Source organism: Pseudomonas sp. RGB, from assembly GCF_007713445.1.
Taxonomy (GTDB): domain Bacteria; phylum Pseudomonadota; class Gammaproteobacteria; order Pseudomonadales; family Pseudomonadaceae; genus Aquipseudomonas.
Genome location: NZ_VMSH01000022.1, coordinates 29,516 through 47,028 on the forward strand (window position 1 = coordinate 29,516; position 17,513 = coordinate 47,028).

At 60.2% G+C, this 17,513-nt stretch carries 16 protein-coding genes and 1 pseudogene; 10 read left to right on the forward strand and 7 right to left on the reverse strand.

Annotated features, from left to right (window positions below):
- Nucleotides 1–71 precede the first annotated feature (71 nt).
- Nucleotides 72–785: a UTRA domain-containing protein gene (locus tag FPT15_RS27610; RefSeq protein WP_145165952.1), complete on the reverse strand. Its 714-nt coding sequence runs from the start codon at nucleotides 783–785 to the stop codon at nucleotides 72–74.
- Between the two features lie 353 nt (nucleotides 786–1,138).
- Here FPT15_RS27610 and FPT15_RS27615 point away from each other — a divergent pair, with 353 nt between their 5' ends.
- The 6 genes from FPT15_RS27615 (at nucleotide 1,139) to FPT15_RS27640 (ending at nucleotide 6,517) form a co-directional block, all read left to right on the forward strand.
- Nucleotides 1,139–2,206, forward strand: a complete 1,068-nt coding sequence (locus tag FPT15_RS27615) for an ABC transporter substrate-binding protein (protein ID WP_106580571.1) — start codon at nucleotides 1,139–1,141, stop codon at nucleotides 2,204–2,206.
- Between the two features lie 205 nt (nucleotides 2,207–2,411).
- On the forward strand, nucleotides 2,412–3,218 hold the full coding sequence (locus FPT15_RS27620) for an alkaline phosphatase family protein (RefSeq protein WP_145165953.1): 807 nt from the start codon (nucleotides 2,412–2,414) through the stop codon (nucleotides 3,216–3,218).
- Nucleotides 3,197–4,060, forward strand: coding sequence for an ABC transporter permease subunit (locus FPT15_RS27625; RefSeq protein WP_277933486.1), 864 nt, complete (start codon nucleotides 3,197–3,199; stop codon nucleotides 4,058–4,060). Before FPT15_RS27620 ends, FPT15_RS27625 begins: the two co-directional genes overlap by 22 nt.
- Nucleotides 4,047–4,847 (forward strand): ABC transporter permease, encoded by an 801-nt coding sequence (locus tag FPT15_RS27630; protein WP_106580568.1) that lies wholly within the window; start codon nucleotides 4,047–4,049, stop codon nucleotides 4,845–4,847. The genes FPT15_RS27625 and FPT15_RS27630 overlap by 14 nt, the downstream gene beginning before the upstream one ends.
- Entirely contained in the window at nucleotides 4,844–5,833 is a 990-nt protein-coding gene (locus tag FPT15_RS27635) for an ABC transporter ATP-binding protein (RefSeq protein WP_010565203.1), read from the forward strand. The genes FPT15_RS27630 and FPT15_RS27635 overlap by 4 nt, the downstream gene beginning before the upstream one ends.
- A gap of 30 nt (nucleotides 5,834–5,863) precedes the next feature.
- Nucleotides 5,864–6,517 carry an HAD family phosphatase gene (locus FPT15_RS27640; protein ID WP_145165955.1) on the forward strand — a complete coding sequence of 218 codons (654 nt, stop codon included), beginning with the start codon at nucleotides 5,864–5,866 and terminating at the stop codon, nucleotides 6,515–6,517.
- Nucleotides 6,518–6,654: 137 nt separating this feature from the next.
- Here FPT15_RS27640 and FPT15_RS27645 read toward each other — a convergent pair whose 3' ends face one another.
- A complete protein-coding gene (locus FPT15_RS27645; RefSeq protein ID WP_145165956.1) occupies nucleotides 6,655–7,617 on the reverse strand; it encodes a zinc-binding dehydrogenase in 963 nt (320 codons plus the stop codon).
- Between the two features lie 138 nt (nucleotides 7,618–7,755).
- Between FPT15_RS27645 and FPT15_RS27650 the strand changes: the two genes are divergently transcribed.
- On the forward strand, nucleotides 7,756–9,837 hold the full coding sequence (locus FPT15_RS27650; protein ID WP_242193608.1) for a carboxy terminal-processing peptidase: 2,082 nt from the start codon (nucleotides 7,756–7,758) through the stop codon (nucleotides 9,835–9,837).
- Between the two features lie 118 nt (nucleotides 9,838–9,955).
- Nucleotides 9,956–11,725: a bifunctional diguanylate cyclase/phosphodiesterase gene (locus FPT15_RS27655; protein ID WP_145165958.1), complete on the forward strand. Its 1,770-nt coding sequence runs from the start codon at nucleotides 9,956–9,958 to the stop codon at nucleotides 11,723–11,725.
- Here the strand turns inward: FPT15_RS27655 and FPT15_RS27660 are convergent.
- From FPT15_RS27660 to FPT15_RS27675, 4 genes are all read right to left on the reverse strand, one after another.
- Nucleotides 11,722–12,093 carry a hypothetical protein gene (locus FPT15_RS27660; RefSeq protein ID WP_010565198.1) on the reverse strand — a complete coding sequence of 124 codons (372 nt, stop codon included), beginning with the start codon at nucleotides 12,091–12,093 and terminating at the stop codon, nucleotides 11,722–11,724. The two genes, FPT15_RS27655 and FPT15_RS27660, sit on opposite strands and share 4 nt — an antisense overlap.
- Complete coding sequence (locus FPT15_RS27665) at nucleotides 12,090–12,428, reverse strand: helix-turn-helix transcriptional regulator (RefSeq protein WP_119735601.1); 339 nt, start codon at nucleotides 12,426–12,428, stop codon at nucleotides 12,090–12,092. The genes FPT15_RS27660 and FPT15_RS27665 overlap by 4 nt, the downstream gene beginning before the upstream one ends.
- A 96-nt stretch (nucleotides 12,429–12,524) precedes the next feature.
- On the reverse strand, nucleotides 12,525–12,980 hold the full coding sequence (locus FPT15_RS27670; protein ID WP_145165959.1) for a YkvA family protein: 456 nt from the start codon (nucleotides 12,978–12,980) through the stop codon (nucleotides 12,525–12,527).
- Nucleotides 12,981–13,303: 323 nt separating this feature from the next.
- Nucleotides 13,304–14,044 (reverse strand): FKBP-type peptidyl-prolyl cis-trans isomerase, encoded by a 741-nt coding sequence (locus tag FPT15_RS27675; protein ID WP_053255296.1) that lies wholly within the window; start codon nucleotides 14,042–14,044, stop codon nucleotides 13,304–13,306.
- Between the two features lie 247 nt (nucleotides 14,045–14,291).
- On the opposite strand from FPT15_RS27675, the gene FPT15_RS27680 reads away from it, so the two are divergent.
- Nucleotides 14,292–16,100, forward strand: coding sequence for a di-heme-cytochrome C peroxidase (locus FPT15_RS27680; RefSeq protein WP_145165960.1), 1,809 nt, complete (start codon nucleotides 14,292–14,294; stop codon nucleotides 16,098–16,100).
- Nucleotides 16,097–17,260: a catalase family protein gene (locus FPT15_RS27685; RefSeq protein WP_178119759.1), complete on the forward strand. Its 1,164-nt coding sequence runs from the start codon at nucleotides 16,097–16,099 to the stop codon at nucleotides 17,258–17,260. The genes FPT15_RS27680 and FPT15_RS27685 overlap by 4 nt, the downstream gene beginning before the upstream one ends.
- Nucleotides 17,261–17,283: 23 nt before the next feature.
- On the opposite strand, the pseudogene FPT15_RS29920 reads toward FPT15_RS27685, so the two are convergent.
- Nucleotides 17,284–17,513: pseudogene (locus FPT15_RS29920) on the reverse strand (hypothetical protein); the annotation flags it as partial.

Below are 17,513 nucleotides of genomic sequence, written 5' to 3' on the forward strand. Positions count from 1 at the left end.
GCCTGTGGGCCTGCTTCGCAGCCCAACGCAGGGCAAGCCTGCTCGCCACACCCAACCTGCCAGCCACCGGGTTACACCACATCCACACCTACATGAATCGCATCATGGCGCCAGAACTCCAGGTCGCAGTCGATCAACCGCTGGTGCTGGTCATAGTTGACCCGAGCAATGCGCAACCCCGGGCTGCCCACCGACACGCGCAACGCGGCGGCGGCTTCCACTGGCAGTGACGTCGGCACGATTTCAAAGCGCACACGGCCATAGTGCAGGTCGTACTTGCGCGCATACAGTTCGGTCATCGACTGATTCAGATCACACGCCAGAATCCCCGGAAAATACTGTGGGTTCAGGTAGTGCTCCACATACAACACCAGGCGCCCATCAATCCGCCGGCCTCGGCAGATCTGGATCACACTCGACAGCGCCGGCAACTGCAACCACGCACACACCGCCGCCGACGCCGGTTGCAGCCGCGCAGAAATCACTTCGGTGGACGCCACCCGGCCCTGATCCCCAACCATCGCGTGGAAGTGGCTGCGTTGCATCAGGTTGTAGGCCAGCCGTGGCGGCGAGACAAACCAGCCACGGCGCTCCTCACGGTAAATCTGCCCTTGGGCTTCCAGCTGTAACAAGGCTTCACGCACGGTAATGCGAGTGGTACCAAACAACTCGCTGAGCTTGCGCTCGGCGGGCAATTTACTCGCAGGCGGCAACAGACCGTGGTCGATCTGCTCTTGCAGCGCCAGGCCGATGGATGTCACCGCCTTGATTGCCTCATCACGCATCAACGTTACCTATCTGGACTAGACCAGCACCGTTCAGGTGCACATACCGCTCCGTAAATGGGCTTTTGCTTCTGCTTGCCAGCCTAGGCATTACAGATGACCGACAGATGACAGTCCCTGTCCGCGCCCTGCACCACACCCTGCAATACATCGGCCAAGTCCAGGTCCTGCGGGCACTTGAGCATGGTCTACGCTAAGCCTGCACTGCGCGATAAAAGCGATTTAAAAACGACATCGACATGAAACTGTCATGCACCGAGCCTAGATTGGCTCAGGTATTGCTCTGACCTAGACCAACACCACCGCAAACGTTCATAAAAACGCCGCGTTGAAAACGCCCAAAGGAGCTTCGGATGAAAAAGCTTTTCCTGGCATCACTGTTAGGCTCGACCATTGCCATGTGCACCGCCGCCATGGCTGCTGATACCGATCTAAAGACTCTGGAAGCCGCCGCGAAAGCCGAAGGCGCCGTCAACAGCGTCGGCATGCCCGATGACTGGGCCAACTGGAAAGGCACTTGGGAAGACCTGGCCAAGACCTACGGCCTCAAGCACATCGACACCGACATGAGCTCGGCCCAGGAAATCGCCAAGTTCGCCGCCGAGAAAGACAACGCCAGCGCCGATATCGGTGACGTCGGCGCCGCCTTCGGCCCGATTGCGGTGAAACAGGGCGTGGCCCAACCGTACAAGCCGAGCACCTGGGCGCAAGTGCCGGACTGGGCAAAAGATAAAGACGGCAACTGGGCCCTGGCCTACACCGGCACCATCGCCTTTATCGTTAATAAAAAGCTGCTGCACGGCTCCGAAGCTCCAACAAGCTGGGCTGACTTGAAAACCGGCAAATACAAGGTTTCCATCGGTGACGTGAGCACCGCCGCCCAGGCCGCCAACGGCGTGCTCGCGGCAGCCCTGGCCAACGGTGGCGACGAGAAGAACATCCAGCCTGCGCTGCTGATGTTTGCCGACATCGCCAAGCAAGGCCGCCTGTCGCTGGCCAACCCGACCATCGCCACCATGGAAAAAGGCGAAGTCGAAGTGGGCGTGGTCTGGGACTTCAACGGCCTGAGCTACAAAGCCAAGATGGCCAACCCGGATGACTACGTGGTGCTGATCCCATCGGACGGCTCGGTGATTTCCGGCTACACCACCATCATCAACAAATACGCCAAGCACCCGAACGCCGCCAAGCTGACCCGTGAGTACATCTTCAGCGACGCCGGCCAGACCAACCTGGCGCGCGGCAACGCCCGTCCGATCCGTGCCGAGCACTTGACCTTGCCGGCTGACGTGCAGGCCAAGCTGCTGCCGAACGAGCAATACAAGAAAGTCACGCCGATCAAGGATGCCGACGCTTGGGAGAAGACCTCCAAGGCACTGCCGCAGAAGTGGCAGGAAGAAGTCATCATCAATATGCAGTAAGGCTTCAACCCACATTGGCTCTCCACTGGAGATCCAATGTGGAAGCGGGCTTGCGTGGGAGCGGGCTTGCTCGCGAAAGCGGTGGTTCAGTGAAAGCAGTGCTGCCTGACACACTGCTTTCGCGAGCAAGCCCGCTCCCACATTTTTACCCGGTTCCTCCAAGAAAACCGAGCCAAGATTAATCCGTCGCGGAGCCCCAGCCCCTATGAAGCACAACGTCATCCTTGTGGTGCTCGACGGCCTGAACTACGAGGTTGCCCGACATGCCATGGGGCATCTCCAGGCCTATATCGGCGCAGGACGCGCAGCGCTTTACAAACTGGACTGTGAACTGCCGGCGCTGTCCCGGCCGTTGTATGAATGCATCCTCACCGGCGTGCCCCCGATCGACAGCGGCATCGTCCACAACCATGTCTCGCGCCTGTCCAACCAGCGCAGCATTTTCCATTACGCCACCGACGCCGGCCTCACCACAGCGGCGGCGGCTTACCACTGGGTCAGCGAGTTGTATAACCGCACGCCCTTTATTGCCGCGCGTGATCGCCATACCGACGACACGGCGCTGGCGATCCAGCACGGGCACTTCTACTGGAATGACCATTACCCGGATTCGCACCTGTTCGCCGACGCCGAAAGCCTGCGCCGCAAACACGCGCCGAACTTCCTCGTGGTGCACCCGATGAACATCGATGACGCCGGCCACAAGCATGGCCTCGATACCTCGCAATACCGCAACAGCGCACGCTCGGCCGACATCATCCTCGCCGATTACCTGCAAGGCTGGCTCGACGCCGGCTACCAGGTGCTGGTGACCGCCGACCACGGCATGAACAACGATCGCTCGCACAACGGCCTGCTGCCCGAGGAGCGTGAAGTGCCGCTGTTCGTGCTGGGCTCGGCCTTCAACTTCGACCCTGCCGCTACCCCCAAGCAAACCGAACTGTGCGGCACTGTCTGCGAACTGCTCGGTGTGCCCCACGACAAACCTGTATGCCGGGAGCTGTTGAAGTGAATTCCCTAACCCGTGGCAAATGGCTGGCGATCCTGTGCCTGGTGCCCTTTGCGCTGTTCTTTATCGTGTTTGAAATCGCCCCGCTGGTGTGGGTGTTGATCAACAGCCTGCAATCGGAGGAGTCCGGCTGGGGCGTGGCCAACTTCATCAAGATCTTCAGTTCGAAGTTCTACCTGCAAGCCATCCAGTACAGCCTGGAGATCAGCTTCTACTCCAGCGTGTTCGGCATCATCATCTCGGTGCTCGGCAGCTATTCGTTGCGCCGCGTCGATGGGCCGTTGCGCAATTTCGTCACCGCCTTCGCCAACATGACCAGCAACTTTGCCGGCGTGCCGCTGGCCTTCGCCTTCATCATCCTGCTGGGCTTCAACGGCAGCATCACGATCATGCTCAAGCAGGCCGGGATCATTCAGGACTTCAACCTGTATTCCAAAACCGGCCTGATCATTCTGTACACCTACTTTCAGATTCCATTGGGCGTGCTGCTGCTCTACCCGGCCTTCGATGCGTTGCGTGAAGACTGGCGCGAGTCGGCCTCGCTGCTGGGCGCCAGCGGCTGGCAGTTCTGGCGACACATCGGCTTGCCGGTGCTGACCCCTGCGCTGCTCGGCACTTTCGTGATCCTGCTGGCCAATGCGCTCGGCGCCTATGCCACGGTGTACGCGCTGACCACCGGCAACTTCAACGTGCTGCCGATTCGCATTGCGGCGATGGTCTCCGGTGATATTTCCCTGGACCCGAACATGGCCAGTGCCCTGGCCGTGGTGCTGGTGGCGCTGATGACCGTGGTCACCGTGGTTCATCAACTGCTGCTCAAGAGGAGCTACCATGTCTCGCGCTGAAGCCGGCTCGGCCTCCCTCTACCATCGCGTAGTGGTGTACCTGTTGTTTGCGATTTTGGTGTTGCCGCTGGTGGGCACCTTTGTCTACTCGATTGCCAGCAGTTGGTCAGCGACGATCCTGCCCGCCGGCTTCACGGTGAAATGGTATGTGCAACTGTGGAGCGACCCACGCTTTCTGGCCGCCTTTGGCCAATCGCTGCTGGTGTGCGTGGGTGCGCTGATCCTGTCGGTGGTGCTGATTCTGCCGCTGCTGTTCGTGGTGCATTACCACTTCCCTCGGCTCGATGCGCTGATGAACATCCTCATCCTGCTGCCCTTCGCGGTGCCGCCAGTGGTGTCGTCGGTGGGCCTGCTGCAACTCTACGGTTCCGGGCCGCTGGCGATGGTGGGCACGCCGTGGATTCTGATCGGCTGCTACTTCACCGTGGCCCTGCCGTTCATGTACCGCGCGATCACCAACAACCTGCAAGCGATCAACCTGCGCGACCTGATGGACGCCTCGCAATTGCTCGGCGCGAGCACTTGGCAGGCGGCAATCCTGGTGGTGCTGCCGAACCTGCGCAAGGGCTTGATGGTGGCGCTGCTGCTGTCGTTCTCGTTCCTGTTCGGTGAGTTCGTGTTCGCCAACATCCTGGTGGGCACCCGCTACGAAACCCTGCAGGTGTACCTCAACAACATGCGCAACAGCAGCGGCCACTTCACCAGTGCCGTCGTCATTTCCTATTTCTTCTTTGTGCTGGTGCTGACCTGGGCCGCCAATATCTTGAACAAGGACAAAAGCCAATGAGCTTCGTCAGCGTCCAACACCTGCAAAAAGGCTACGCCGGCACCCCGGTGTTCAGTGACATCAACTGCGAGATCGCCAAGGGCGAATTCGTCACCCTGCTCGGGCCGTCCGGTTGCGGCAAGTCGACCTTGCTGCGTTGCATCGCCGGCCTCACGTCGGTGGACAGCGGCAAAATTCTGCTGGATGGCCAGGACATCGTTCCCCTCAGCCCGCAGAAACGCCACATCGGCATGGTGTTTCAAAGCTATGCGCTGTTCCCCAACATGACCGTGGAGCAGAACGTTGCCTTCGGCCTGCGCATGCAAAAGGTCAACGCCGACGACAGCCACAAGCGCGTGCAGGAAGTGTTGCAACTGGTGGAGCTCAAGGAGCTCGCTGGCCGCTACCCGCATCAGATGTCCGGTGGCCAGTGCCAGCGCGTGGCCCTCGCCCGCTCGCTGGTGACCCGCCCACGCCTGTTGCTGCTCGATGAGCCGCTGTCGGCGCTGGACGCGCGGATCCGCAAGCACCTGCGCGAGCAGATCCGCCAGATCCAGCGCGAATTGGGGCTGACCACGATTTTCGTCACCCATGACCAAGAAGAAGCGCTGACCATGTCCGACCGCATCTTCCTGATGAACCAGGGCAAGATCGTGCAGAGCGGCGATGCCGAGACGCTCTACACCGCGCCGGTGGATGTGTTCGCCGCCGGTTTCATCGGCAACTACAACCTGCTCGACGCCGACAAGGCCAGCCAATTGCTGCAACGCCCAATCAGTGGGCGCATTGCGATTCGCCCGGAGGCCATCGAACTGAGCCGCAGCGGCGAACTCGACGCACTGGTGCGCAGCCACAGCCTGCTGGGCAACGTGATTCGCTACCGCATCGAGGCGCGCGGCGTGGAATTGGTGGTGGATGTGCTCAACCGTTCCGCCGACGACTTGCACCCGGATGGCCAGCGCCTGGCACTTTCCATCGACCCCAGTGCGTTGTGTGAAGTAGCCTGACGCCACGATTTATTTCAGAGAGCATGACGGATGGCATTGGTAATTTTTGATTTGGACGACACCTTGATCCACGGCGACTGCGCCACGCTGTGGAGCGAGCAGATGGGCCGCCTGGGCTGGGTCGACCCTGAGTCATTCATGCGCAAGAACAACGAACTGATGGACGCCTACGGCCAGGGCAAGCTGCGCATGGAAGACTTCATGGACTTCAGCCTGGAGCCAATGATCGGCCGCACGCCGGAAGAGATCGAGCACCTGGTAGAGCCTTGGGTCGAGGACGTCATCGAGCCGCTGATCTACAGCGACGCCACCAAGACCATCGCCCGCCACCGCGCGAATGGCGACCGGATTCTGGTGATTTCCGCGTCGGGCACTCACTTGGTCAAACCCATTGCGGCACGTATCGGTATTGATGAAGTGCTGGGCATCGACCTGGATGTCAGCCATGGCGTGTACAGCGGCCATACCGTGGGCGTGCTGACGTACCGTGAAGGCAAGATCACGCGGTTGCTGGAATGGCTGGAGCAGGAAGGCGAGACATTGGACGGCGCGTATTTCTACTCGGATTCACGCAATGATTTGCCGTTGCTGCTGAAAGTGGATCACCCGCAGGTGGTGAATCCGGATCCGGTGTTGCGTGAGCATGCGCAAAAGGCCGGTTGGCCGATTCATCACTGGGTGTGACTCTATTTAATTGAAATGCAATCAACGGTGGGAGCTGGCTTGCCTGCGATAGCGGTGTACCAGATGAAACATTCTTCACTGAGGCACCGCTATCGCAGGCAAGCCAGCTCCCACACTCACTGCATTTCAACTTGAGATCAGGCCAACGTCTCGTCAATCACCAACACCAATTTCCCGGAAATCTGGTTGCTCGCCAACTCAGCAAACGCCGCCTCGGCATCCTTGATCGGGAAGGTCTTGGCCAGTTGCGGGCTCAGGCGTTCCTCGGCAAACAGCGGCCATACATGCTGGCTCAAATCGCTGAACAAGTCTGCCTTGAACTGATCGCTGCGGCTGCGCAGGGTCGAGCCGAGCAACTGAATGCGCTTGCCCAGCACCTGCGCCAGGTCGAGCTGCGCATCGCGCCCGCCCATCAAGCCGATCAATACCCAACGGCCGTCCAGGGCCAGCAGCTTGAGGTCCAGCGCGGCGTAGTTGCCACCCACCGGGTCAAGGATCACATCGAACGGCCCGAAATCGCTTAGCCCTTCAATGCCGTCAGTACGTACCACGCCGCCCTGGGCACCGAGTGCTTCGCAGTACGCCAGGCGCTGCGCCGAGCCGACGCTGACCCAGCACGGGCTGCCAAACGCCTTGCACAGCTGGATCGCCGCCGAACCCACGCCACTGGCGCCAGCATGCAGCAAGACTTTTTCACCGGGCTTGAGGCCCGCCAGCTGGAACAGATTCAGCCACGCGGTGCTGTACACCTCAGGCAATGCCGCCGCTTCGGTCAGCGACAAGCCTTCCGGCACCGGCAGGACGTGGCGCGCGTCCACCACCACTTCTTCGGCCATGCCGCCCCCGGCGAGCAATGCGCAGACGCGGTCACCGACCTTCCAGGACGACCCCGGCCCGACCTCACTGATGACCCCGGAGCACTCAAGACCCAGCACGTGGCTGGCGCCAGGCGGCGGCGGATAGAGCCCGGCGCGCTGTAATAAATCGGCGCGATTAAGGCCCGCAGCCGCCACACGAATGCGAACTTGGCCTACATCGCAGGTAGGGCTGGGTTCTGTCAGCCACTCCACATGACCTTCAACGCCTTGCAATGCTTTCACAGTGCCTCCATAGTGAGTCTGGACTGAGCCCGTAGCTGTAGCGCCGGGCTTTTTGCATTATGCGACCGGATCATATGGAACCGGCTCCCTCAAAGACGGCCTAATATGCGTTATCAATTGCCCCCGCGTCGAATCAGCATGAAGCATCTGTTCCCCAGCACCGCCCTCGCTTTTTTCATTGGTCTCGGCTTCGCGTCGATGTCGACCAATACGTTCGCAGCCAACAGCTGGGACAACCTTCAGCCTGATCGCGATGAGGTGATTGCAAGCCTTAACGTCGTCGAGTTGCTCAAGCGTCATCACTACAGCAAGCCGCCGCTGGACGACGCCCGCTCGGTGATCATCTACGACAGCTACCTCAAGCTGCTGGATCCGTCGCGCAGCTACTTCCTGGCCAGCGATATCGCTGAGTTCGACAAGTGGAAGACCCAGTTCGACGACTTCCTCAAAAGCGGCGACCTGCAGCCCGGCTTCACCATCTACAAGCGTTACCTGGACCGCGTAAAAGCGCGTCTGGACTTCGCCCTGGCTGAGCTGGACAAAGGCGTCGACAAGCTCGACTTCACCCAGAAGGAAACCCTTCTGGTGGATCGCAAGGACGCGCCTTGGCTGACCAGCAGCGCCGCCCTTGACGACCTGTGGCGCAAACGCGTCAAGGACGAAGTGCTGCGCTTGAAGATCGCCGGCAAAGAGCCCAAGGCCATTCAAGAGCTGTTGACCAAGCGCTACAAGAATCAGCTGGCACGTCTGGACCAGACCCGTGCCGAAGATATCTTCCAGGCCTACATCAACACCTTCGCAATGTCCTACGACCCGCACACCAATTATCTGTCGCCAGATAACGCGGAAAACTTTGATATCAACATGAGTCTGTCGCTGGAGGGCATCGGTGCCGTCCTGCAAAGCGACAATGACCAGGTCAAAATCGTGCGTCTGGTGCCGGCAGGTCCGGCAGACAAGACCAAGCAGGTTGCTCCGGCCGACAAGATCATCGGCGTGGCCCAGGCCGACAAAGAGATGGTCGACGTGGTCGGCTGGCGTCTGGACGAAGTGGTCAAGCTGATCCGCGGGCCGAAAGGCAGCGTGGTGCGCCTGGAAGTGATTCCGCACACCAATGCGCCGAACGACCAGACCAGCAAGATCGTGTCCATCACCCGTGAAGCGGTGAAGCTTGAAGACCAGGCCGTGCAGAAGCAGATCCTCAACCTCAAGCAGGATGGCAAGGATTACAAGCTCGGCGTGATTGTGATACCGGCCTTCTACCTGGACTTCAAAGCGTTCCGTGCCGGTGATCCGGACTACAAGTCCACCACCCGCGACGTGAAGAAAATCCTGACCGAGCTGCAGAAGGACAAAGTCGACGGCGTAGTGATCGATCTGCGCAACAACGGCGGCGGCTCCCTGCAGGAAGCCACCGAGCTGACCAGCCTGTTTATCGACAAAGGCCCGACCGTGTTGGTACGCAACGCTGACGGCCGTGTCGACGTGCTTGAAGACGAGAACCCGGGTGCCTTCTACAAAGGGCCGATGGCGCTGCTGGTCAACCGTCTCTCGGCTTCGGCCTCGGAGATTTTCGCCGGCGCGATGCAGGACTACCACCGTGCGCTGATCATCGGCGGCCAGACCTTCGGTAAAGGCACCGTGCAGACCATTCAGCCGCTCAACCATGGCGAACTGAAACTGACCCTGGCCAAGTTCTACCGGGTTTCCGGGCAGAGCACCCAGCATCAGGGCGTGCTGCCGGATGTCGACTTCCCGTCGATCATCGACACCAAGGAAATCGGCGAGAGCGCACTGCCTGAAGCCATGCCGTGGGACACCATCCGCCCTGCGATCAAGCCAGCGTCGGACCCGTTCAAACCGTTCCTGACGCAGTTGAAGGCTGACCATGACGCGCGCTCCGCCAAGGATGCCGAGTTTGTGTTCATCCGCGACAAACTGGCCCTGGCCAAGAAGCTGATGGAAGAGAAAACCGTCAGCCTCAACGAAGCCGATCGCCGTGCGCAGCACACCAGCATCGAAAATCAGCAACTGGTACTGGAAAACGCCCGCCGCAAGGCCAAAGGCGAAGACCCGCTCAAGGAACTGAAGAAAGAAGATGAAGATGCGCTGCCGACCGAGCCGGAAAAAACCAAGCCGGAAGACGACGCCTACCTGTCTGAAACAGGCCGGATCCTGCTCGACTACCTGAAGATCAGCAAGCAGGTGGCCAAGCAGTAAATGATGGCAGTTTAATGTGAACGCTCCTCGGAGTGTCATCATATATACATCATTCTGTCGTGAAATGAAGGACCGCAGGCGCCAAGCCCGCGGTCCTTTTTTTTCGATCGAGATCGCCATGACCATGACCGAACAGCTGAATGCATTGGGCTCTATCCTGGCTCAAGGCAGTTTGCACAGCCTGTTCCAACCGATCATTTGCCCGTCCGAACGGCGCATCCTCGGCTACGAAGCCCTCAGCCGTGGCCCCTCCAATAGTCCATTGCACTCCCCGGTCGCGCTGTTTTCCGTGGCCAGGCATATCGGGCGCCTCAGTGAACTGGAAATGGCCTGCCGCGAAAGCGCGTGTCGACGGTTCAGCGAACAGAAAATGCCAGGCAAGCTGTTCCTGAATATCTCGCCGGAATCCTTGATGGAGACCGCGCATCAACCGGGGCGCACCTTGCAACTGCTGCGCGACGTCGGCATTCCCCCAAGCCTAGTGGTGATCGAACTCACCGAGCAGACCCCTACCGACGACTTCGATCTGCTGCAAACCGCACTGCACCATTACCGCGACATGGGCTTCGCCATCGCCCTGGATGACCTGGGCGCCGGCTATTCCAGCCTGCGGTTGTGGTCGGAGCTGCGCCCGGACTACGTGAAGATTGACCGGCATTTTATCGACGGCATCCATCAGGACGCGCTCAAGCGTGAGTTCGTCGGTTCCATCCTGCAAATCGCCAGGGCGTCGCGGGCACAGGTCATTGCCGAAGGTATTGAGTTACCCGAAGAATTGGCGGTGTTGACCGAGATGGGCGTGGACCTGGTCCAGGGCTACCTGCTCTGCCGCCCGCAGGAACAGCCGCCCCAGGAAGCACGCCTGATGCTGCCCAAGCAGGACAACGCCAACCTCGCCCTGAGCGAAGAAGGCAGCGACCTCAGTGCCCTGCTGAACGAGCAACCGGCGGTGGATCAGGACACGGCCACCGCCCAGGTGCTGGAGTCGTTCCGCCGCCAGGCCAATCTCAATTCGCTGGCGGTACTGGACGGGCGTGGCCACCCGGTCGGCATCGTGCACCGGCATTCGTTATCGGACGCACTGCTCAAGCCCTTCGCCACCGATCTGTTCGCACGCAAGCCCATCAGCCGTTTGATGAGCGATGACTTTTTGGCGGTTGAGTTGAGCCAATCGCTGCAGCAAGTCAGCCGCCTGCTGACCAGCCGCGCACGGCAACGAATTGAAGAGGATTTCATCATCACGCTCAATGGCGATTACCTGGGCCTGGGGCGGGTGATCGATGTGCTCAAGCTGATCACCGAGCTGAAAATCCAGCAGGCGCGTTACGCCAACCCGCTGACGCTGCTGCCGGGCAACGTGCCGATCCAGCAATGCCTGACACGGCTGTTGCAGCAACAAAGAGAGTCAGTGATCTGCTACGTGGATATCGACAGCTTCAAGCCGTTCAACGATATCTACGGCTACGGGCGCGGGGATGAGGTCTTGCTGTGCCTGGCGCAATGCCTCAACGACCGGGTTGACCCCAGCCGCGACTTTGTCGGGCATATCGGCGGCGATGATTTTTTGCTGGTGCTGGGCCCACAGGATTGGCGCAAGCGCCTCAACCAGTTGCTGGATGACTTTCACACCCAGTGCCGACGCTTCTACCGCGCCGAACACCTCGACGCCGGCTGCTTTGTGGCATTGAACCGCCAGGGCGCGCGTCAGGAGTTCGCCTTGCTGTCACTGTCGATCGGCGTGGTTCACTTATATCCACAGGCCTGTGGGCAACTTGATGCCAGCCAGTTGGCGGAGCTGGCCTCGCAGGCCAAGCACCACGCCAAGGATGTGGCGGGCTACAGCATTCATGTGATCGACAGCATGGACATGCTGGCCCAGGCGCTTTAAGCCTCGGCAGACTCCGGGTAATCGTATTCGAACACGCGCACTACTTCCGAGGCGTGCCAGGAGGCGGCGGCCACGCCATCGGACGGCCCGCTGAAACGCCCCAGGCGCTCCACGCATTCGAAGAAACCGGTACGCGGCAGGCGACTGGCACCCTGGCTGATCACCAGTGAGCTGCGCAATGGCTGCTCGGCCTTGGCGTCCAGCGCGGCCAGGTGCTCAAGGGCGGCGGCCAGGGTCTGCATGGCCGGCGTGGGAAATTGCAGACGCTCCAGCAGCGCGCGGTAGGTCAGCAGGTGACGCTGGCGGCGCGCCTGATCCAGTTCGTTGAGTAGTCCATCCCAGTGTTGACGGCTGATACGTAGGCTCAAGATTCATCCCTCCAACCTGCAACGCCCAATTCCCAGGCCAGGCTGCGGCGAATGGCGGCATCCGGCTGGCGTTCACCACTTTCAATCAATCCGAGATACGAGGGGCTGATACCCACGGTGCGGGCCAGGGTTTCGATGGCCAGCCCCCGGGTTTCACGCAGGCCGCGCAGGTCCGCGAGCGGGCGCAAAGCCTGATCGGGAGCGACCTGAGCGTCAGAAGAAGGAGGGAGTGCTGGTTGTTGCTGACCGGCGGCTTTTAGTAGCGCCTGGTACTGGTCCCATGGCAACACCGCGTACTCGGGTTCGCCATTGCGTGAAATTATCTGAATATCCATGACTGCCCCGTAGGATAACAACACTCACTAAGTAAGCTCTTTCCTTAGGAGTGTAATCCTAACAGCCACAAAGGTCGCAGGGGGATAGCCGTGTGATCAGTTTTTTTGCGGGTTTTCCTCAGCCAGCAGCGCAGGCGTCGCAGGCAAGCGCTCAACCACTGCGAGCTTTTCCGGGCGCTGGGCCTCACGCCAGGCGCGAAAGGCGCTCAGTTCTCCGTCCAGGGTCTTCATGACCCATGCCAGCACCGCGATGTCATCGAGCATGCCAAATACCGGGATAAAGTCCGGGATCGCGTCAATCGGACTGAGGAAGTACATCAAGCCCGCCACCACCGAAATCAGCGCCTTGGGGCTAATTGCCCGGTATTCGCCGCGCCAGTAGGCCTGGCACAGGGCCTGAAGCAATTTGAGATCATCCTTGAGCTTACCCAGGCGGTTGCCCTGGCTTGAGCCTTTTGCGGCCACCGCAAACAGCAGGGTTGGCAAACGCCCACGGCCAAGCAGACGCGCGGCCATGGGCAGGAAACGGGTGAAATTGAACGGTGGTTTCATCTGTCACTCCAGTTCCAGGCGACATAAAAGGTTATCCACACAAATTGTGGATAACCTTGTGAACAGAGCCTGTTTTATCGGCTGAAAGCCACGGACTACAAGGCTTGCAGTCAGATCGGGCGTTTTTTGCGCACATAAAAAAAACCCAAGATTTCATTGACTTGGCGTTGATGTGCGGCTACCCGTGCTCGAGTCTTATATCAGACTGTTTCAGTTTGCAGGGGTTCGTTTGAATTTACGTCGGGTGTGAATCACGCGGATTTGCCGGGCCCCAGATACGACAACGCCCCGTCGAAACGGGGCGTTGTCTGTTCAGGCGCCGATTACTTCTTGGCGGCTGGAGCAGCAGGTGCGTCAGGGGCTTCAGCCTTGGCTGGGTCCTTGATGCCCAGCAGTTCCAGGTCGAATACCAGCACGGAGTTGGCTGGAATCGCCGGGCTCGGGCTCTGAGCGCCGTAGGCCAGGTCAGACGGGATGTATAACTCGACCTTCTCGCCAACGTGCATCAGTTGCAGGCCTTCGACCCAACCCGGGATCACGCCGCTGACCGGCAGGTCAATCGGGCTACCGCGATCAACGGAGCTGTCAAAGGTCGTGCCGTTGGTGAGCTTGCCGGTGTAGTGAACAGTCACCACGTCGGTCGGCTTAGGCTGAGCGCCGTCGGCCTTCTTCACGATCTTGTACTGCAGACCGGAAGCAGTGGTCACTACGCCGTCTTTCTTGGCGTTTTCTTCGAGGAATTTCTTGCCGGCGGCTGCCGACTCTTCGCTCATTTTGGTCATACGTTCTTCTGCACGCTTCTGCAGTGCGGCAAACGCTTCAACCAGTTCGTCGTCTTTCAGCTTCTGTTCTTTCTTGCCGACGGCATCTTCGATGCCTTGGGCTACCGCTTTGGAGTCCAGGTCATCCATGCCTTCCTGGGCAAGACTTTTGCCCATGTTCAGGCCGATACCGTAGGAAGCTTTCTGCGCCGGGGTTTTCAGCTCTACGCTGGTCTGCGAATCACAACCCGCAAGTACCAGGCTAACCAGGGCCACCGCCGCCGCCAACCGATGCTGTTTCATGCTATTTCCTTGTTCGTGCGCCAAAAGGGCATTCGAGTAAAGTCGCGAGCTTATCAGGCGGCCACGACCAATGGCTACCGGCATGTGAGCAGGAAACTTCCGATAAGTTCACGTGTTTAAAAGCATTTTCATTCATGATGGAGGCCCGCGACGGATCGCGGGACTGCCTGCAACCAGGCTCATGGCCACTTGCCGCACCTATGGCGTAGTGGCATAACAACGCGACAACTCGACAAGGATAGTTATCTTGCGCATTTTTTCCCGTGTTTTGCTTCTGATATTGCTTGCACTCGGCCTGCTGCTGGCCGTCGTGCTCTATTACACCATCAACCCCAAGCTGCCCGACTACGTGCCCGTGCAGCAGGTGCGCTACCAGGATCAATGGAGTGCCGCCGATCGCCAGACCTACTACTTCACGCCTCAGGGCACTCAAGTGAAAGGCCTGCACTACGACTGGTTCACCGCCCTGGAGCTGCCGTTCTCCGAACAGCGTTTTGCCACGCCCGAGTACCTGGCGCGCTTTGGTTTTCTGGTCGACCCCAAGCAGGTCCCCACCGCGCAGAACCCCGGCAACCTGCCAGTCGGTTTTGCCCGCCATCAGAATGCCGGCAGCAAGGTTGAATACCTGGATATCACCTGCGCCGCCTGCCACACCGGCGAGCTGCACTTCAAAGGCCAGGCTCTGCGCATTGATGGCGGCTCGGCCCAGCACGTGCTGCCCTCCAGCGTGCCCACCTTGCGCGGCGGCAGCTTCGGCCAGGCACTGGTGGCCAGCCTGGCCGCCACCTATTACAACCCATGGAAATTCGAGCGCTTTGCCCGCCAGGTTCTGGGGGATCGATACGACGCCGAACATGGCCAGCTGCGTCAGGACTTCAAACGGTCACTCAACCAGTTCCTCAAAGTCGCCTGGAATGACACCCACCGCGGCCTCTACCCCACCGAAGAAGGCCCGGGCCGTACCGACGCGTTTGGCCGCATCGCCAATGCCAGCTTTGGCGACGCTATCTCGCCGAACAATTACCGCGTGGCCAATGCTCCGGTGGACTACCCGCACCTGTGGGATATCTGGACCTTCGACTGGGTGCAATGGAACGGTTCGGCCCAGCAACCGATGGCGCGCAACATCGGCGAAGCCCTCGGCGTCGGTGCGACACTGGACTTCTTCGACAGCGCCGGTCAGCCCCTTCAAGGCGAAGCACGCTACCCTTCCAGCGTGCGCGTGCGTGACCTCAACCTGATCGAAGAAACCCTGCAACGCCTCAAGCCGCCCACTTGGCCGGAAGACCTGTTCGGCGCCATCGACAACCCCCTCGCCGCCCAGGGCCGCGCGTTGTTCGCCGAGAACTGCGCCGGTTGCCATGTGCCCGCCGTCAGCCAGGTCAATGGCCGCCCGGTGCAGCAGTTGAAAATGCTCCCCGTTGAATACATCGGCACCGACCCTGGCACCGCCAGCAACATCGCCGACCAGCGCTACGACCTCAGCGCACTGCAATGGGACCCGGCGGAACTGGCCAGGCTCAACGTCGAACTGCACCCCACGCCGACCGCGCCGCTGGACCTGCACAATATGTCGGTGGCGCAAGGCCTGGCCTACGTCACCGCCTTTGTCGAAGACCACGCCTACCGCGCCGCCGGCGTGACCCCGGCCGAGCGGCCAGGCCTGGACGGTTTCGGCCTGCCTATCGGTGTGCGCGAGGTGCGCGCCTACAAAGCGCGGCCACTGGCCGGCGTGTGGGCCACGCCGCCCTTCCTGCATAACGGCTCGGTGCCGACGATCTACCAATTGCTCTCGCCTCAGGACGAGCGCAGCACCACTTTCTATAAAGGCACGTTCGCCTACGACCCGCGCCACCTGGGCTTTGAAACGCAGGCGTTCAAGAATGGCTTCCTGTTCGATACCAAAATTACCGGCAATCACAACAGCGGCCACGAGTTTCGCGCCGGCCAACGTGGCAATGGCGTGATCGGCCGCGGCCTGCAACCGCAGGAACGCTGGGCGCTGCTGGAATACCTCAAAGTACTGGGCGGCCCGCTGGAGCAACAGTTGCCATGAATATCCGATCTGACTACAAGGAATCTTCGATGCTCGCACGTCTGTGGCTGCGCCTCGGCGCGTTTCTGGGTAAAACCCTGTTATGGCTGGTGGGCCTGGGGCTGCTGGGCTGGCTGATCGCTGCCGCTTGGTTTGCCTGGCAGCACAGCGGCCCGGTGTCGCCGGACGAGCAGATCCCGCCCGGTGAAGCGGCCATGACCCAGGGCATCATTCAGACGGCCGTGCGCATCGTCGATCAGCACCGCGAAGGCACGCGCTACCTGCGCGATGCGCATGCCAAGGCTCACGGCTGCGTGAAGGCGCAAGTCAGCGTAGTGGCGGATCTTGACCCGGCATTGCGCCAAGGGGTGTTCGCCGAGCCGGGCAAAACCTGGCAGGCGCTGATGCGCCTGTCCAATGGCAATGCTTATCCGCAATTCGACAGCATCCGCGATGCGCGGGGCATGGCGATCAAGTTGCTGGATGTTCCGGGCAAACAGTTGATGGCGGATCAGCAGGCGCGCACCGAACAGGATTTCGTGATGTTCAGCCATCCGAATTTCTTTGTCAGCGATGTGGCGGAGTACGCGCAAAACATCGGCGCCCAGGCCGACGGCAAGAAGGTCCTGGCGTTCTTTCCCAAGGCAGACCCGCGCAGCTGGCAGGTGCGCCATTTGTTTATCGCGCTGGCCACACTATCGCCTGCCCCGGCCAGCCCGACGCAGACGACTTACTTTTCGGTGTCGCCCTATAAGTTCGGCGCAGCCAATGCCAAGTTTCGCGTAGCGCCTGACCCGCTCAGTTGCCCTGAGTATGTGTTGCCCAAGCAGAACCAGGACCTGCCGAACTTTCTGCGCAGTGCCTTGAGCCAGCAGCTGTCGACCGACCGTGTACCGGCGTGTTTTGTGTTGCAGGTTCAGCGGCAGAATCCGCAGAAATTCATGCCGATTGAAGACACCAGCATTGAATGGAAGGAGAGCGATGCGCCGTATGAGACCGTGGCGACCGTGCGGGTTGAGGCGCAGGATTTTGATACGCCGGCGTTGAATCTTGCTTGTGACAACCAGTCGTTTAATCCGTGGTTTGGGCTGGAGGCGCACCGGCCGATTGGGGGGATTAATCGGTTGCGTAAGGCGGTGTATGAGGCTGTGAGCGACTATCGGCATAGTCGTAATTTGTGAGGTGTCGGGTATGGGTTGCGCCCTTACGGCGGGTCACGTTGGAAAAGCCCCAAAGTGACCAAAGGGCTCTTGCCCCACCACTCGGCACCTCGCTTAGGCTTCGGTGTGCCTGAGATCAAAAGCAGATCAAGATCAAAAGCCGACCTGAGTGGTAGAAGCGGAGCCGAGGCGGCCTGACAGCCGACCTGATCTTGAAAGCTGAACTCAATCAAATGTGGGAGCTGGCTTGCCTGCGATGGCATCAACTGGTTAT

What these genes read in the sequence shown, in the direction of transcription:
- FPT15_RS27610 (WP_145165952.1), bottom strand. Translation starts at nt 785, where the DNA reads ATGCGTGATGAGGCAATCAAGGCGGTGACATCCATCGGCCTGGCGCTG.
- FPT15_RS27615 (WP_106580571.1), top strand. Translation starts at nt 1,139, where the DNA reads ATGAAAAAGCTTTTCCTGGCATCACTGTTAGGCTCGACCATTGCCATG.
- FPT15_RS27620 (WP_145165953.1), top strand. Translation starts at nt 2,412, where the DNA reads ATGAAGCACAACGTCATCCTTGTGGTGCTCGACGGCCTGAACTACGAG.
- FPT15_RS27625 (WP_277933486.1), top strand. Translation starts at nt 3,197, where the DNA reads ATGCCGGGAGCTGTTGAAGTGAATTCCCTAACCCGTGGCAAATGGCTG.
- FPT15_RS27630 (WP_106580568.1), top strand. Translation starts at nt 4,047, where the DNA reads ATGTCTCGCGCTGAAGCCGGCTCGGCCTCCCTCTACCATCGCGTAGTG.
- FPT15_RS27635 (WP_010565203.1), top strand. Translation starts at nt 4,844, where the DNA reads ATGAGCTTCGTCAGCGTCCAACACCTGCAAAAAGGCTACGCCGGCACC.
- FPT15_RS27640 (WP_145165955.1), top strand. Translation starts at nt 5,864, where the DNA reads ATGGCATTGGTAATTTTTGATTTGGACGACACCTTGATCCACGGCGAC.
- FPT15_RS27650 (WP_242193608.1), top strand. Translation starts at nt 7,756, where the DNA reads ATGAAGCATCTGTTCCCCAGCACCGCCCTCGCTTTTTTCATTGGTCTC.
- FPT15_RS27655 (WP_145165958.1), top strand. Translation starts at nt 9,956, where the DNA reads ATGACCATGACCGAACAGCTGAATGCATTGGGCTCTATCCTGGCTCAA.
- FPT15_RS27665 (WP_119735601.1), bottom strand. Translation starts at nt 12,428, where the DNA reads ATGGATATTCAGATAATTTCACGCAATGGCGAACCCGAGTACGCGGTG.
- FPT15_RS27670 (WP_145165959.1), bottom strand. Translation starts at nt 12,980, where the DNA reads ATGAAACCACCGTTCAATTTCACCCGTTTCCTGCCCATGGCCGCGCGT.
- FPT15_RS27675 (WP_053255296.1), bottom strand. Translation starts at nt 14,044, where the DNA reads ATGAAACAGCATCGGTTGGCGGCGGCGGTGGCCCTGGTTAGCCTGGTA.
- FPT15_RS27685 (WP_178119759.1), top strand. Translation starts at nt 16,097, where the DNA reads ATGAATATCCGATCTGACTACAAGGAATCTTCGATGCTCGCACGTCTG.